Here is a 14,427-nt window from a genome sequence, read left to right on the forward strand (position 1 = left end):
TCCTTTCATTATTATAAGTTCAAAATACTTCATAGCCTGCCTACTTTTTACTATTTAAAATTCCCAAGCCATAGATTGGCCACTTGGTACTCGCTTTAATATTATTAATCAGCATCGCTACCAAAACTAAAGACACTGCGCCCACCAAAACAGGGAAAATTAAGAAACTCCACTCATAATGTATGCTGCTTGCGGTGAGTAAAATAACCAAAGGATTGGCTCCAGCAGGTGGATGAACGCATTTAAACACTTGCATGAGTGCAATGGCGCAGCCCACTGATAAAGCAATTGTAAAAATAGAAACACCGACAAATTTTAGAAAAAACAAACCCACAAAAGCCGAGATAAGATGCCCAAATATAATATTTCTCGGCTGCGCCAAAGGTGACTGAGACACGGTATAGAGCAATACACAGGTCGCACCAAACGGTGCCATGATAAAGATATTGTGTGTGAGCTTGCTCAACCACAAAAGTATAAAAATACTGACCGTCCCCCCAATAAGACTTCGTAAAATATCAATTTTAGTAGGCGATGAAGCCAATTTTTCTTTGCCATAAAAGATCGAGAACATATTTTTTTTCCTTAAACAGACATTGCTTTTTAAAAAGCATATAGATAAAATTCCAAATAGTACAGATCTGTACTATTTTATTTTTTGGAAAAGTTTTATGTCTAAATCTGCCTTAAAAATATTAGATACAGCCGAGAAGTTATTTAATGAAAATAGTTTTGTCGGAGTTGGCGTCGACCTGATTCGCGATGAATCTGGCTGCTCTAAAACCACCATGTACACGTACTATAAAAATAAAAATCAACTGGTTAAGTCCGTGCTCGTTGCACGTGATGAGCGATTCAAGCAAAGCCTTTTGAGCTATGTGGGAGAAGCAACGGGGTTGGAAGCCATCAATAAAATTCTGGATTGGCACACCAACTGGTTTAGACAAGATTTTTTTAAAGGCTGTTTATTTGTAAGAGCTGTCGCTGAATCTAACCAAGATGATCAAGACATCATTTCGATTTCAAAAGCCCATAAACAATGGATTAAAGAACTCATCGCCGCAAACTGTAATATGCCAAATGGTGAAGCTTTATCTGAGTTGATCTATACAGTGATTGAAGGGCTCATTAGCCGCTTTTTAGTCGATGGCTTTGATGAGGCCCTTGCGATAAATATGAAAAATTCGATTAATCAATTATTTAATATCAATCAAAATTTATAATTGCAGCCCTAGAGCTGCAATTGAATAGATGAGAATTTGATTAAGCAATTTTTCCATCAATAATGCCTTTCTCTTTTAACGCAGCCAGTTCTTCTGCTGTTTTAAATCTCGATAAGATTTGAGCAGTATGTTCACCCAGCTCTGGCGGTGCATGATGATATTCGACCGGAGTATCAGACAGTTTGATTGGTGAACCAATTGTTTGGAAGTTTTCATTTAAATGATGAGGAATATTCACCACCAAATTGCGATGTACGATTTGTGGTTCAGCCAAAGCATCCTCAATAGAGTTGATAACACCTACAGGTACTTTTAAGGCATGAATCATGTCGACCCATTCTTTAGCAGTTTTCTGCAAAAAGTGCTCCGATAATAAAGGAATCAATTCATTTCGATATTTTACACGGTCTTGGTTGCGCACAAACTTTTCATTTTCGAGCAGTTCTGGATAACCAATCGCAATACATAAATCTTTAAACTGTTTATCGTTACCACAAGCAATAATAAATTCTTTATCTTTAGCCTTAAAAGTTTGATACGGCACAATACTCGGATGTTGATTACCCATGCGCTGTGGCGCTTTACCCGAAGCTAAATAATTCATTCCCTGATTTGCCAGTGCCGCGACCTGCACATCAAGGAGTGACATATCAATATATTGACCACGTCCCGTGTGCGAGCGTGCAATCAAAGCTGCCTGAATGGCAATAGTTGAATACAATCCAGTTTGTATATCTACAACAGCCACGCCAACCTTTTGCGCACCACCACCTGCCACATCATCAGGCTCACCGGTAATGCTCATTAAGCCAGACATACCCTGAATAATAAAATCATAGCCAGGTTCTTCTGCACGTGGACCATCTTGCCCAAAACCGGTAATCGAGCAATAAACAATATTTGGGTTTAACTCACTTAAGGATGCATAGTCCAAGCCATATTTAGCCAAAGACCCTGTCTTATAATTTTCAATAACGACATCGGCAGTTTTGGCAATTTCATAAATTAAGGCCTGACCTTCAGGTGTGGTTATGTCTACCGCAACAGAATATTTATTTCGGTTGGTACACTGAAAATAACCAGATTCACGAGTCATGTTTCCATCTTGATCGGGCATCCATGGTGGCCCCCACATACGGGTGTCATCACCGACTCGAGGACGTTCAATTTTAATGACTTCTGCACCAAGGTCTGCCAAAATTTGCCCACACCACGGTCCTGCAAGTACACGACTTAAATCTAAAACCCGAATTCCTTGTAATGCACCCATAACGATACCCTTATCTTTTTAGAAGGTACTCAACGCACCTTCTTGTCATTGTTTATGATTGTTTTTGCGGATCGTACTGACGATCTTTAATAAATAATCCCGGCAATACACCCGCAACAAAATACGCAGCGCCCATCACAATAAAAGCCATGGTAAACGTACCGCCCGACGCCAAGAATCCAATCGTAGCTGGTGCAATCGCAGCCCCGACACGACCAATGTTATAAGCACCGCCAATGGCTGTTCCGCGTACATCGGTTGAAAAACTTTCAGCCATATAAGTCGCATTCACACCGTATGGAATGCCATATAAGAAGCCAAAAGTGATTAATAAATACAAAATATTGTCCGGGGTATTGAAGAAAATAATGATTGGCAAAAACACAGCACTGGCAATTGTGCCAAACACAAAAACAGCACGGCGATTAAATTTGTCAGCAAGATACCCTGCTAAAATTTTGCCTAAAATCATTGCGGTATATGAACCCACCATATAACTGGTTAAGTTTTTAAAGTTCATATGCACTTCTGTTTCTAAATAACTTGGCATCCAGTTGTTAATGCCGTAATAACCGAACTGCAAGAAGAATGCTGTGGTCATCCACAACAGAAACATTTTACGGTGCTTAAAATTATTAAAGATTTGCTTATAGATACTGCCACTTTTCGGCTTTTCAGCCACCACTCTTTCTTTAGGTTGTCTGTTGCCTTGTAAGCTTTCAATTTTAGTGAGCTGCCAAGATGTTGGCTCTGGTACAAATCGTTGCAGGAAAATATTAACGAAAGCAGGCACCACGGTCAGGAAGAATAAAACACGCCAGCCATGATCTGGAATAATCGCCCCAGCTAATAGCGTCGCGGCAATATAACCTACGGTCTGACCCGTCTGTAGCGTACCCAAGACTGTTGTACGGTAAGTGGTTGGCACATATTCAGCCATTAAGGTATTACAAGCCATATAAAGTGCTCCGATTCCCAAAGCACCAATAAAACGTAGAGCCATAAATTGCTCGAAGCTTTGCGTAAAACCCAATAAGCAAGTCGCTACCGAAAAGAAGGTTACCGAGTTAGCAATGGTTCTTACACGGCCAAACTTGTCACATGCCCAACCACCCAAAATACCGCCAATACCCATACCTGCTAAAGAAGCACTGCCTAAGGCACCTGCTTGAAAGGTACTTAAACCAAACTCTGCCTTTAAACTGGTCAAGCTATAAGACAGCAGCATAATATCAATGCCATCGACCACCATTGCAAAATAGGCAAATAACAACGCCCATTTCCATGTATTCGGTCCGATCTTTTCATATGTTCCAAGATTGCTTGGAAATGTATTTCTTAATTCTTTCGATATTACTTGAACGTCATTGTTCATCTTTAGTTCCTCATTTTCCCAAATGAGTCATCGGTAGCCTACTTATGTTTTCTGTATGACTTAATCTTCTATATTTTCATCATCTTACATTTGGTTTTAAGTACACAGAGGCACATCTTTACATGAGTATCCTTACGATGAATCTTGTCATTTTCCATAAATTTTTGCGTAAAAATCCCTAAAGGTGCTCTCGAAAGAACACCCCAATCTTTTAAAAATGAATGAGTTAGTTACTAAATGCGGCAATGCCTGTTTGCGCACGGCCTAAAATTAAAGCATGAACGTCATGTGTGCCTTCATAGGTATTTACGACTTCAAGGTTAACCAAATGGCGTGCCACACCAAACTCGTCACTAATGCCGTTTCCACCCATCATGTCACGTGCCATACGAGCAATATCAAGCGCTTTCCCACAGTTATTGCGCTTAATTAAAGATGTACCTTCAACTGATGCAATGCCTTCATCTTTCATACGACCAAAACGTAAAGCCGCTTGCAAACCTAATGCAATTTCAGTTTGCATATCTGCCAGTTTCTTTTGTATTAACTGATTTGCAGCCAACGGACGACCAAATTGTTTGCGGTCCATGGTGTATTGATGTGCAGTATGCCAGCAGAACTCGGCAGCTCCCATTGCGCCCCATGCAATACCATAACGGGCACTGTTCAAACAGGTAAATGGGCCTTTTAAACCGCGAATTTCAGGGAACGCATTCTCTTCAGGTACAAATACGTTATCCATGACAATTTCACCCGTAATCGATGCACGTAGACCGACCTTGCCATGAATAGCAGGTGCAGATAGACCTTCCCAGCCTTTTTCTAAAATGAAGCCTCGAATATCACCCACATTGCCTTCAGCAGAAACTTCTTTTGCCCAGACGACAAATACATCGGCAATCGGACTGTTGGTAATCCACATTTTTGCGCCAGTTAAACGATAACCACCATCAACTTTTTTAGCGCGGGTAATCATACTGCCCGGGTCTGAACCATGGTCTGGTTCAGTCAAACCAAAACAACCAATGTATTCACCCGTAGCTAGTTTAGGTAAGTACTTCTGCTTTTGCTCTTCGGTACCAAATTCATGAATCGGAACCATCACCAATGAGCTTTGCACACTCGCCATAGAGCGGTAACCCGAGTCAACATATTCAATTTCACGCGCAACCAAACCATAACTCACATAGTTCAAACCCGCGCCACCATATTGCTCAGGAATGGTTGGACCAAGTAAGCCAAGCTCTCCCATTTCACGAAAAATAGAAGGATCTGTTTTTTCATGACGGAATTGTTCAAGTACACGGGGTTGCAAACGTTCTTGGCAATAGGCATGAGCCGCATCACGAATCATGCGCTCATCTTCGGTAAGCTGCTGCTCAATTAAAAATGGGTCTTGCCAGTTAAATTGAACTTTTGCTTTTTTTGTTGTCACCATGTGATTCATCGCATCCTCTGCTTGATTTGATCTTCTTTCTTTAACTCGATGTTATGCGTGAAAAATGCAGTAATCAAACGATAAATGTTCATGCAGATATGCAACTTACGCATATTTAAAACAAGACGCGTTAAATTTAGATATTTAATTCATTGTATTTCATTAAAAATGGCTTATTTTTATACTAAACTTTGATCTCTGCATTTAGGTCATATGCTTTTTCGAAATATGACGACAAATAAAAGGATTTATCTATGCGAAGAAGCATCCCGTCTATTCAGGGCCTGATTTGCTTTGAAAGTGCAGCAAAACATCTAAGTTATACCTATGCTGCGCAAGAGTTATCTATTACGCAAAGTGCAGTTTCTCGTCAAATTCAGCAGTTAGAAGACTTCTTAGGAGTTGAATTATTTATTCGTACTCGACATGGTGTTGAGCTGACCATTGCAGGACAACAATATTTCAAAAGTATTAAGCCCTATTTATTGGGGTTAGAGAAATGTACGGCCGATGTGATTTCTCACAAAGGTTTAGGCGGAACTCTAAAATTAGGCGTCGTTCCTACCTTTGCAACGCGCTGGCTGTTACCTAAACTTCATCTTTTAAATCAAAAGTATCCTGAAATTACCGTTCATTTAGAAACCAGTACCAAGCCATTTTTATTTAATGACAATATTTTTGATGCCGCTATTTTTGCGGGTACACAGCAGCAAATTGACCACTGGCCCGGCATACAAGCACATTATTTAATGGATGAAGAAATTGTACCTGTGTGCTCACCAAGGCTAATCGAAAAGTATTTTCCAGATGCGGTGATGATCAATGAAAATACCTATGATTTAAGCTGCGAGGATTTGCTAAAAATTCCCCTACTTCAACAAACCACTCGACCTAGCATTTGGCAAGAATGGTTTCTTACTCATCACATGCAGCACCCTAAGCCTTTTGATGGACAGCGCCATGAGTTATTTTCAATGCTTGCCGTTGCCGCCAGTCATGACATGGGAATGGCTTTAATTCCGCAAATGTTGATTGAATCTGAACTACAAAAAAAAGAACTGGTGATTGTTTCTAATAAAAAACTAAAAGGCAGCCGAAAGTACTATCTCATCCACTCAAGCCAAGACATCTCACCGACTATTCAAAAATTTGTTGAGTGGATTTACCAAGAGTTAGAACAACTAAAGAGCAATTCAAATTAGCTGAGTCACTTTGTGCGTTCTATACACATAAAAAAAGATTGTAATTGATGAGATCACAATCTTTTTAATTAAGCATAAATGACTTTGAATTAATGACTCATCAATTGAATATCTGAACCGCTAAGTTTAGGGTCAATCAAGATTTTGGCATGTTGTTCAGGGTCACGTAATGCTTCAAATGCACTCGTAACACCCTCTAAGCCGACAACACCGGTAATGAGCGGTGAGCAGTTCACTTTACCTTCTGCAATCATATGCAGCGCATCTCTAAACTCAAGCGGTGTATATCCCAACACAAATTGAATTTCTAACTCTTTATTAATCGCAAGTGCGGGTTCGATTCTGTCACTTTGCATGCATACCCCCACCCCAACAATTCGGGAAAATAAAGGTGCACCTTCAATAATTTGCTGTAAAACACCCGGTACACCCACACACTCAAAAATAACAGGACGTTTTGGCAGAGCACCTAATTTATCAATCATGCGCCATCCATGCCACCACGGTAAGCGTGTCGCTTGCAACTTATCAAACAGCCCCATACCCATATTAATCGCATCTGATACATTGCCAAGCAAACCAAATTCTTTCCAGTTGGCAAATGGCGATGTTTCTTTAGGGTCTACCACAATATCGGCACCGCATTGCTCAGCAAGCTTACGGCGGTTAGGTGAAAAGTCGCTGGCAACCACGGTTTTAACTCCCGCAGCTTTAAGCATTAATATAACGCCTAGCCCAACAGGTCCGCAGCCAATCACAATAGCAGGCTCACTGGTTTTCACACGGCTACGGCGAACAGCATGCAATGCAACCGCCATAGGTTCAGTCATGGCGGCGCTATCAGCATCCAAGCCATTGGGTACTTCAAACATCAAACTCGATTGAGCCAATACTTGCTCGGCATAACCACCGGAAGCATTTGGAGAAAGCCCTGTAGACAAATAACCATGTTGATCTACATTTAAAAGCGGCATTGCACAAACAAGTGTATCGGCTTTAAATTTGCGACGTGTTTTTGGGCCGTAGTCTAAAACCTTGCCACAGAACTCATGTCCTAGTACAAATGGGTCTGTAGACTTCGCTAAACCATTAAACCCAACACGTGCCGCCAAATCATGCATGTGGTCGCAGTGATGCTGCATATGTAAATCAGAACCACAGATCCCGCATCGCACCACTTCCAATAACACCTGCCCTTTTGCAGGCGTTAAGTTCGGTTGGTCCACTACTTGCAATTTTGCTTGATGACAAAGTACCGACTTCATTTGAGTGCTTCCTATTTCTTCTTTTTCATTTACTTGCCAGAAATAGATTTCTACAGATAAATTAATCGCTTTATCAGTTTGGTCTTTAGCAAGCCTTTATTCATCTTTACAACTAAAAGGCAAAATACCAATGACCATTCTTCAGCCAATCCACTCTTGAAGAGTCAACAAAAAACAGGCTCAGCGAAATTAAAAACAATAAAAATCATGATGCTCGTATCTTACACAGACTGCGTTGTCTTCTTAGGCCAGAACAATGTCATCAAAATTAAAACTTATACAAATATAGTAAGTTCAAAAAACTCAACTCAACGCTTTTCACAAAAACATAGCAAAACCAATCTTTTATCAGCACTCTTAAACAGGCATGATGAATTAATACAAACAGATAAGAAGAGATTTATGATTACAAAAACGCTCCCGCTTACAGATATACACCGTCATCTTGATGGCAACATCCGCATTCAAACCATTTTAGACTTGGGGCAACAATACAATTTAGATTTACCTGCCTACGACATTGAATCTTTACGCCCGCATGTACAAGTGATGGATAACCAACCTGACTTATTAAGTTTCTTATCAAAGCTCGATTGGGGCGTAAAGGTATTAGCGAGCCTAGATGCCTGCAAACGTATTGCTTTTGAAAACATGCAAGATGCAGCACAACAAGGGCTAGATTATGTAGAGCTGCGTTTTTCACCGGGTTATATGGGAATGACACATCAACTCCCCCTTGAAGGTGTTGTCGAAGCAGTTATTGCTGGTGTGAAAGAAGGCAGTCAAGCTTACGGGGTAAAAGCGAATTTAATTGGTATTATGAGCCGTACTTTTGGTCAAGAAGCCTGTGAAAAAGAGTTAAATGCTCTACTCGCCCATAAAAATGATATTAAAGCGTTGGATCTCGCTGGAGATGAGCTTGGTTTTCCGGGCAACTTATTTATTGATCACTTTAAAAAAGCACGTGATGCAGGTTGGCACATTACGGTACATGCAGGCGAGGCGGCTGGCCCAGAAAGTATTTGGCAAGCTATTGAAGAATTAGGTGCTAAACGAATTGGACATGGTGTTAAAGCAGTTCAAGATTTAAAACTTTTAGATTATTTAGCTAAACACCAGATTGGTATTGAGTCTTGCTTAACCTCAAACATTCAAACTAACACAGTGCCTTCTTTAGCAGAGCACCCATTAAAGACATTTTTAGAACATGGTGTGCTTGCCACCATTAATACGGATGACCCTGCTGTAGAAGGTATTGAAATACAACATGAGTATTTAACTGCTGCCCCACTGGCAGGTTTAAGCCCTGAGCAAATTTATACAGCTCAGGAAAATGGACTAAAGGTCGCATTCTTATCAGAACAAGAAAAAGATGAGTTAAGGCAAAAATATCAATAACAGAGAACAGAGAACAGAGAACAGAGCTTATATAAAGAAATTCAAAGATTGGAGTATGTATGAATTAAAATTTCGAACTAGAAAACAAAAAAATTCCTTCTATCTGTAAGACTAGAAGAAATGATTTTAATATTTGGGATATTTTAGAAAGCTTTAACGCTTTTAAATATGGTCGGAGCAGTAGGATTCGAACCTACGACCCCCTGGTCCCAAACCAGGTGCACTACCAGGCTGTGCTATGCTCCGAAATTGGGGTGAATGACGGGATTCGAACCCGCGACAACTGGAATCACAATCCAGGGCTCTACCAACTGAGCTACATCCACCATCAAATAAGTTCTATGTACCAAGCTACCGAATGGCGCGCCTGACAGGATTCGAACCTGTGACCATCCGCTTAGAAGGCGGATGCTCTATCCAACTGAGCTACAGGCGCTTAACCGATGATGCTTATCATGCGATACTTCGCCGATCTTAAAATATTATTTTAAGTGGTCGGAGCAGTAGGATTCGAACCTACGACCCCCTGGTCCCAAACCAGGTGCACTACCAGGCTGTGCTATGCTCCGATCTATCTCAGCTTTTGCTGTATCGCACATCGTGCGGTACGGTGTGCATTCTAGGCGCGACGCCCTCAGACGTCAACACCTATTCTCAAAAAAAGTTAAAAATCCTTATCAAATGTATATTTAACAAGCATTTTGAGGTTTTTTAACGTTTTATCGATGCGCTAAAGGCTAACATTCGATCTAAAGGTATTTTGGCACGTTCAGCAAGCGCTGGATCAACGTGTATTTCCTGATCACCTTTTTGTAAAACTTCTAAAATTCCGTCGAGTTCATTCATTGCCATCCACGGACAGTGAGCACATGAACGACAAGTTGCTCCCTCACCCGCTGTTGGTGCCTCAACTAAAATCTTATTAGGCACCGCTTGCTGCATTTTGTAGAAAATACCGCGGTCTGTTGCCACAATGAGTCTTTCATTTGGCAGAGTCTGCGCAGCTTTAATCAGTTGAGAAGTACTACCTACCGCATCTGCAATTTCTACAACCGACTCTGGTGACTCTGGATGTACCAATACCGCAGCGTCTGGGTATAGTGCTTTCATGTTGGCAATGCCACGTGCACGGAATTCTTCATGCACAATACACGCACCATCCCAAAGCAACATATCTGCACCAGTTTTCTTTTGAATATAGCGACCTAAGTGCTGATCTGGTGCCCAAATAATTTTTTCACCTAAGCTATCTAGATGCTCAACAATTTCGACTGCACAACTTGAAGTCACGACCCAATCTGCCCGTGCCTTAACAGCAGCCGATGTATTGGCATAGACAACTACGGTGTGGTCTGGGTGCTGATCACAAAATGCTGTGAACTCGTCAACTGGACAACCTAAGTCAAGTGAACAGGTTGCTTCAAGCGTCGGCATTAAAATTGTTTTTTCAGGAGACAGAATTTTAGCTGTTTCTCCCATAAATTTTACACCTGCAACTACGAGTGTTGAGGCAGCATGATCTCGTCCAAAACGGGCCATTTCTAAAGAGTCAGAAACGCATCCACCTGTTTTTTCGGCAAGTTCTTGTACTTCGGGGTCGCAATAGTAATGAGCAACAAGGACAGCATCACGTTTTTTGAGCTCTGCTTCGATCTGTGCAAACTTTTGTTGTTTTGCTTCTTCACTTAAGCGATTGTCTTTTGGCTCACCTAAACGGTCTAAATGCGCTTGTACAATGTTTTTTGCATCGTTGGCAATTAAAGTCGCATCACTCATAAAACGTCTTCTCTATCCTTCATGCTGGCATACCTGCTCGCATATAACGTTACTGCTTAAATGATTTATGGATTGAATCATTTAATATCAAAAGATGGGGCTAATAAAAAAGCCTCTTTGTCGAGGCTTGATTATAACTGATATTTAAGAACGGTAATCAGCATTAATTTTGACATAGTCGTAAGATAAGTCACAGGTATATACCGTGTCTTTGGCCTGACCACGTCCTAAATCAACACGAATGGTAATTTCGGTTTGAGCCATAACGCGCGCGCCCGCTTCTTCGGTATAGTCCTCAGCTGCGCCGCCGTCTTTACAGATTTGTACGTCGTCTAACCACACTTGAATTTTAGACACATCTAAGTCTTTAACTCCTGCATAGCCAATTGCAGCTAAAATACGTCCCCAGTTCGGGTCCGATGCAAAAAGTGCAGTTTTGACCAGTGGTGAATGCGCAATACTATAAGCAATGTCACAACATTCTTGAGTATTTGCGCCGCCTTCTACAACCACAGTAATAAACTTCGTCGCGCCTTCGCCATCACGGACAATTAACTGTGCTAAACGATTCATTACACGAGCAAGTACTTCTAACACTTTAGCGTAGCGTGCATCGCTTTCCGATGTAATTTCAGCACCACCAGCCTGACCAGTTGCCACAAAAATACAAGAGTCATTTGTTGAAGTATCGCCATCAATCGTAATACGGTTAAATGAATGCTCAACCGTTGTCTTTAATAGTTTTTGTACTAAATCACGGCGAATAGGTGCGTCTGTTGCCACAAAGCTCAACATGGTTGCCATGTTCGGCCGAATCATTCCAGCACCTTTACTAATACCTGTCATGGTATAAGTAATGCCATCAAGCTCAAATTGTTCAGATGCACCTTTAGGTACGGTGTCTGTCGTCATGATGCCAGATGCAGCATCATTCCAAGCCGTATCTTGCAAAGTATTTAATGCCGGCTGCAACCCAGCAAGTAAACGCTCCATTGGAAGCTGTTCACCAATCACACCCGTAGAAAATGGAAGAACTTCAAAACTGTTTACTCCAGCAAGCTCCGCTAACTTCGCGCAAGTATCCTGAGCATTTTTCAAACCCGTAGACCCTGTTCCCGCATTGGCATTACCCGTATTAATCACTAAATAACGAGGGTTACCTTCGGCAAGATGGGCTTTAGAGACATGAACTGGCGCTGCACAAAATGCATTTTGAGTAAATACACCAGCAACATTTGAACCTTCTGCAAACTCAAAAATGACTAAATCTCGTCGGTTTTGGTAACGTACGTATGCTTCTGTTGAGCCAATTTTTACACCTTTTACCACATGCATTTGTGGCATTGTTACGTCACCGACAGCCATTTTTAGAACATCCAAAGTTTGTTGAATAAGATCAATATTTCAAAAAAGTGATGCAGTAAAGCACCAGCCTTATGAAATATCATAATTGACAGCTTAGTAGAAAAGTCTAAAAAAATCGAGCGCAAAAACTGCTCATTGTTGCTCTAGTTTTAATAAAATATCTTTCTTATCAAGCCCGCCAGCAAAACCCACTAAAGCACCACCCACACCAATGACTCGGTGACAAGGTGCAATAATTGAAATCGGGTTTTTGCCATTTGCCGCGCCCACTGCTCTCACCGCTTTTTCATTTCCAATTTGAACAGCAATATCTTTATAACTTCTTGTTTCACCATAAGGGATGGTCAGTAAAGCAGACCAGACCAGCTTTTGAAATGCAGTCCCTTCAAAATCTAGTGGCAATGTAAACTCACGGCGCTTACCTTCAAAATATTCTTCTAATTGTTGTTCGGTCTTTAATAAAACGGGATGTTCAAGTTGTTCGACCAGCTCGGCCAACCGAACACGTTTTGGATTTTCATTGTCCCAGAGTACTGCCACCAAAGCATTTTCATTCGCAACTAGCTTTAATTGCCCAACAGGCGAATTGATATACTTATAAGACAGCAACATAGTTTATTCTCTTAAGACGGCGATGAAATTTTCATTAAAACCAAACCTGACACAATCAAGACAGCGGCAATCATTCGCATAGCACCAATAGGCTCATGAAGAAAGAAAATACCGACTAAAAATGACCCAATTGCGCCAATTCCTGTCCAAACCGTATAGGCAGTACCAAGGGGTAATGTTTTCATTGAAATTGAAAGTAGAACTACACTCAAAATCATAAAAACTACGGTAATAATACTAGGGGTTAAACGGGTAAAACCTTCGGACATTTTCATAGAATATGCCCAAATGATTTCAAATACACCTGCTAAAATTAAAATAGCCCAAGCCATAACATTCACTAATTTTTATAGTGTCAGGTCGTCCCGACATGATTACCCATTATGGGGGAGGTCGTTCCTCCTTTATGTGAGGACTCAGTTTACTTTAAAATAAAAAATGAAGGCAAACCCTATCTAAAGCTCGCCTGTCTTAGAGAATCTTATTCACTTTTTAACTGTAAAATTTTTCGTGCACCATTTAAGACAAACAAAACAATAATTAATCCAATAATCAAATCAGGATAACGAGAGCCTGTTATGGCAACCAATATTCCCGCGACAATCACACCCAAGTTTACGATGACATCATTTGCAGAAAAGATATAACTCGCCTTCATATGTGCCCCACTCTCCTTATGGTCTCTCATTAAATAAAGGCAACTAATATTGGCAGCAAGCGCTAATCCGCCAATTAAAATCATGAGAATTGAAACAGGTTCACTGCCATACATAAAACGGCGCAATACATCGATTAACACAATCATGGCTAAAGCGAACTGAAACCATCCAGAAAGATGCGCAGCCTTTAATTGTGCATCTAGATTTTTACCTACCACAAATAAAGCAATGCCATAAATTGCAGCATCGGCAAACATATCAAGCGAGTCAGCAATTAACCCTGTCGATGAAGCAATAATGCCTGCCATCAACTCAATGACAAACATGACCCCATTAATCAGCAACAACCATTGTAAAACTTGCTTTTGTGCTGCATTACTTGAAGAACTGGCTCGTACCTTTTTTGGTTTTTCAATGGGTTCATAATGTGGCTGTGTTTGTTGTAGTTCGGCCCCTAGCCCTAAACGCTGTAGACTTTGAGTAATCATTTCAGCTTGAACACTGTGATAAATCGCCAAATGTCGTGCTGGCAAGTCAAAATGAAGCTCTTGGATATCGTCAGCGTAAGAGGCCAAAGCCATCCTCACCATTTGCTCTTCGGCTGCACAATCCATACGAGGAATATGATAATAACTTACCCATTGACTCTTTTTAGTCACAGGTTCACTAGGAGTAGAATACTCCTGAGACGGTACGCTTGAGCACCCGCAGCTAGAACTAGTTTTACTTAAATGTATTTGATTCTGTTGTTTTTCTAAAGCCATCTGTGCACCATAACTGACACAAAAAACAATGCCATTAGTATAAACCAATGGCATGTCATTAAGCTTAATTTTTGTTCGGC

Annotated in this window: 13 protein-coding genes and 4 tRNA genes; 3 read left to right on the plus strand and 14 right to left on the minus strand. The window is 40.9% G+C overall.

Annotated features, from left to right (window positions below; all coding sequences use genetic code 11):
• Window positions 1-40 precede the first annotated feature (40 nt).
• The gene (locus tag F931_RS14910; RefSeq protein ID WP_016142119.1) at window positions 41-574 is read right to left on the minus strand and encodes an HPP family protein; all 534 of its coding nucleotides are present in this window, start codon (window positions 572-574) and stop codon (window positions 41-43) included.
• Window positions 575-671: 97 nt separating this feature from the next.
• Between F931_RS14910 and F931_RS14915 the strand changes: the two genes are divergently transcribed.
• Window positions 672-1,223 carry a TetR/AcrR family transcriptional regulator gene (locus F931_RS14915; RefSeq protein WP_016142120.1) on the plus strand — a complete coding sequence of 184 codons (552 nt, stop codon included), beginning with the start codon at window positions 672-674 and terminating at the stop codon, window positions 1,221-1,223.
• 40 nt (window positions 1,224-1,263) lie between these two features.
• Here the strand turns inward: F931_RS14915 and F931_RS14920 are convergent, their stop codons facing one another.
• From F931_RS14920 to gcdH, 3 genes are all read right to left on the minus strand, one after another.
• Window positions 1,264-2,493 carry a CaiB/BaiF CoA transferase family protein gene (locus F931_RS14920; protein ID WP_016142121.1) on the minus strand — a complete coding sequence of 410 codons (1,230 nt, stop codon included), beginning with the start codon at window positions 2,491-2,493 and terminating at the stop codon, window positions 1,264-1,266.
• A gap of 52 nt (window positions 2,494-2,545) precedes the next feature.
• Complete coding sequence (locus F931_RS14925; protein ID WP_016142122.1) at window positions 2,546-3,868, minus strand: MFS transporter; 1,323 nt, start codon at window positions 3,866-3,868, stop codon at window positions 2,546-2,548.
• A gap of 226 nt (window positions 3,869-4,094) precedes the next feature.
• The gene (gcdH, locus tag F931_RS14930) at window positions 4,095-5,315 is read right to left on the minus strand and encodes an acyl-CoA dehydrogenase (protein WP_016142123.1); all 1,221 of its coding nucleotides are present in this window, start codon (window positions 5,313-5,315) and stop codon (window positions 4,095-4,097) included.
• Window positions 5,316-5,560: 245 nt separating this feature from the next.
• On the opposite strand from gcdH, the gene gcvA reads away from it, so the two are divergent.
• Entirely contained in the window at window positions 5,561-6,508 is a 948-nt protein-coding gene (gene gcvA, locus F931_RS14935; protein ID WP_016142124.1) for a LysR substrate-binding domain-containing protein, read from the plus strand.
• Window positions 6,509-6,597: 89 nt separating this feature from the next.
• Here the strand turns inward: gcvA and F931_RS14940 are convergent, their stop codons facing one another.
• Window positions 6,598-7,773 (minus strand): zinc-binding dehydrogenase, encoded by a 1,176-nt coding sequence (locus tag F931_RS14940; protein ID WP_016142125.1) that lies wholly within the window; start codon window positions 7,771-7,773, stop codon window positions 6,598-6,600.
• Window positions 7,774-8,175: 402 nt separating this feature from the next.
• Here F931_RS14940 and add point away from each other — a divergent pair, with 402 nt between their 5' ends.
• Window positions 8,176-9,171 (plus strand): adenosine deaminase, encoded by a 996-nt coding sequence (add, locus tag F931_RS14945; protein WP_025470374.1) that lies wholly within the window; start codon window positions 8,176-8,178, stop codon window positions 9,169-9,171.
• A 169-nt stretch (window positions 9,172-9,340) separates the two neighbouring features.
• On the opposite strand, the gene F931_RS14950 is transcribed toward add, so the two are convergent.
• From F931_RS14950 to F931_RS14990, 9 genes are all read right to left on the minus strand, one after another.
• Window positions 9,341-9,417: transfer RNA gene (locus tag F931_RS14950), tRNA-Pro, on the minus strand.
• Window positions 9,418-9,421: 4 nt separating this feature from the next.
• A tRNA-His gene (locus F931_RS14955) sits at window positions 9,422-9,497 on the minus strand.
• Between the two features lie 33 nt (window positions 9,498-9,530).
• Window positions 9,531-9,607 (minus strand) — tRNA-Arg (locus tag F931_RS14960).
• A 56-nt stretch (window positions 9,608-9,663) separates the two neighbouring features.
• Window positions 9,664-9,740, minus strand: a tRNA-Pro gene (locus F931_RS14965).
• 142 nt (window positions 9,741-9,882) lie between these two features.
• Window positions 9,883-10,947 (minus strand): quinolinate synthase NadA, encoded by a 1,065-nt coding sequence (nadA, locus tag F931_RS14970; RefSeq protein WP_016142127.1) that lies wholly within the window; start codon window positions 10,945-10,947, stop codon window positions 9,883-9,885.
• Window positions 10,948-11,091: 144 nt separating this feature from the next.
• The gene (gene argJ / locus F931_RS14975) at window positions 11,092-12,312 is read right to left on the minus strand and encodes a bifunctional glutamate N-acetyltransferase/amino-acid acetyltransferase ArgJ (protein WP_016142128.1); all 1,221 of its coding nucleotides are present in this window, start codon (window positions 12,310-12,312) and stop codon (window positions 11,092-11,094) included.
• A 132-nt stretch (window positions 12,313-12,444) separates the two neighbouring features.
• Window positions 12,445-12,924, minus strand: coding sequence for a methylated-DNA--[protein]-cysteine S-methyltransferase (gene ogt, locus F931_RS14980; protein WP_016142129.1), 480 nt, complete (start codon window positions 12,922-12,924; stop codon window positions 12,445-12,447).
• An 11-nt stretch (window positions 12,925-12,935) separates the two neighbouring features.
• Window positions 12,936-13,256 (minus strand): DMT family transporter, encoded by a 321-nt coding sequence (gene sugE / locus F931_RS14985; RefSeq protein WP_004703760.1) that lies wholly within the window; start codon window positions 13,254-13,256, stop codon window positions 12,936-12,938.
• Window positions 13,257-13,405: 149 nt separating this feature from the next.
• Complete coding sequence (locus tag F931_RS14990) at window positions 13,406-14,401, minus strand: cation efflux transmembrane domain-containing protein (RefSeq protein ID WP_016142130.1); 996 nt, start codon at window positions 14,399-14,401, stop codon at window positions 13,406-13,408.
• Window positions 14,402-14,427: the final 26 nt, after the last annotated feature.

This window comes from Acinetobacter pittii ANC 4050 (assembly GCF_000399685.1).
Lineage (GTDB): Bacteria > Pseudomonadota > Gammaproteobacteria > Pseudomonadales > Moraxellaceae > Acinetobacter > Acinetobacter pittii_E.

Bases quoted from the DNA above. Each gene is read 5' to 3' on its own strand.
- F931_RS14990 (WP_016142130.1), bottom strand. From the start codon at position 14,401: ATGCCATTGGTTTATACTAATGGCATTGTTTTTTGTGTCAGTTATGGT.
- F931_RS14915 (WP_016142120.1), top strand. From the start codon at position 672: ATGTCTAAATCTGCCTTAAAAATATTAGATACAGCCGAGAAGTTATTT.
- argJ (WP_016142128.1), bottom strand. From the start codon at position 12,312: ATGGCTGTCGGTGACGTAACAATGCCACAAATGCATGTGGTAAAAGGT.
- F931_RS14925 (WP_016142122.1), bottom strand. From the start codon at position 3,868: ATGAACAATGACGTTCAAGTAATATCGAAAGAATTAAGAAATACATTT.
- F931_RS14910 (WP_016142119.1), bottom strand. From the start codon at position 574: ATGTTCTCGATCTTTTATGGCAAAGAAAAATTGGCTTCATCGCCTACT.
- F931_RS14940 (WP_016142125.1), bottom strand. From the start codon at position 7,773: ATGAAGTCGGTACTTTGTCATCAAGCAAAATTGCAAGTAGTGGACCAA.
- nadA (WP_016142127.1), bottom strand. From the start codon at position 10,947: ATGAGTGATGCGACTTTAATTGCCAACGATGCAAAAAACATTGTACAA.
- F931_RS14920 (WP_016142121.1), bottom strand. From the start codon at position 2,493: ATGGGTGCATTACAAGGAATTCGGGTTTTAGATTTAAGTCGTGTACTT.
- add (WP_025470374.1), top strand. From the start codon at position 8,176: ATGATTACAAAAACGCTCCCGCTTACAGATATACACCGTCATCTTGAT.
- gcvA (WP_016142124.1), top strand. From the start codon at position 5,561: ATGCGAAGAAGCATCCCGTCTATTCAGGGCCTGATTTGCTTTGAAAGT.
- sugE (WP_004703760.1), bottom strand. From the start codon at position 13,256: ATGGCTTGGGCTATTTTAATTTTAGCAGGTGTATTTGAAATCATTTGG.
- ogt (WP_016142129.1), bottom strand. From the start codon at position 12,924: ATGTTGCTGTCTTATAAGTATATCAATTCGCCTGTTGGGCAATTAAAG.
- gcdH (WP_016142123.1), bottom strand. From the start codon at position 5,315: ATGAATCACATGGTGACAACAAAAAAAGCAAAAGTTCAATTTAACTGG.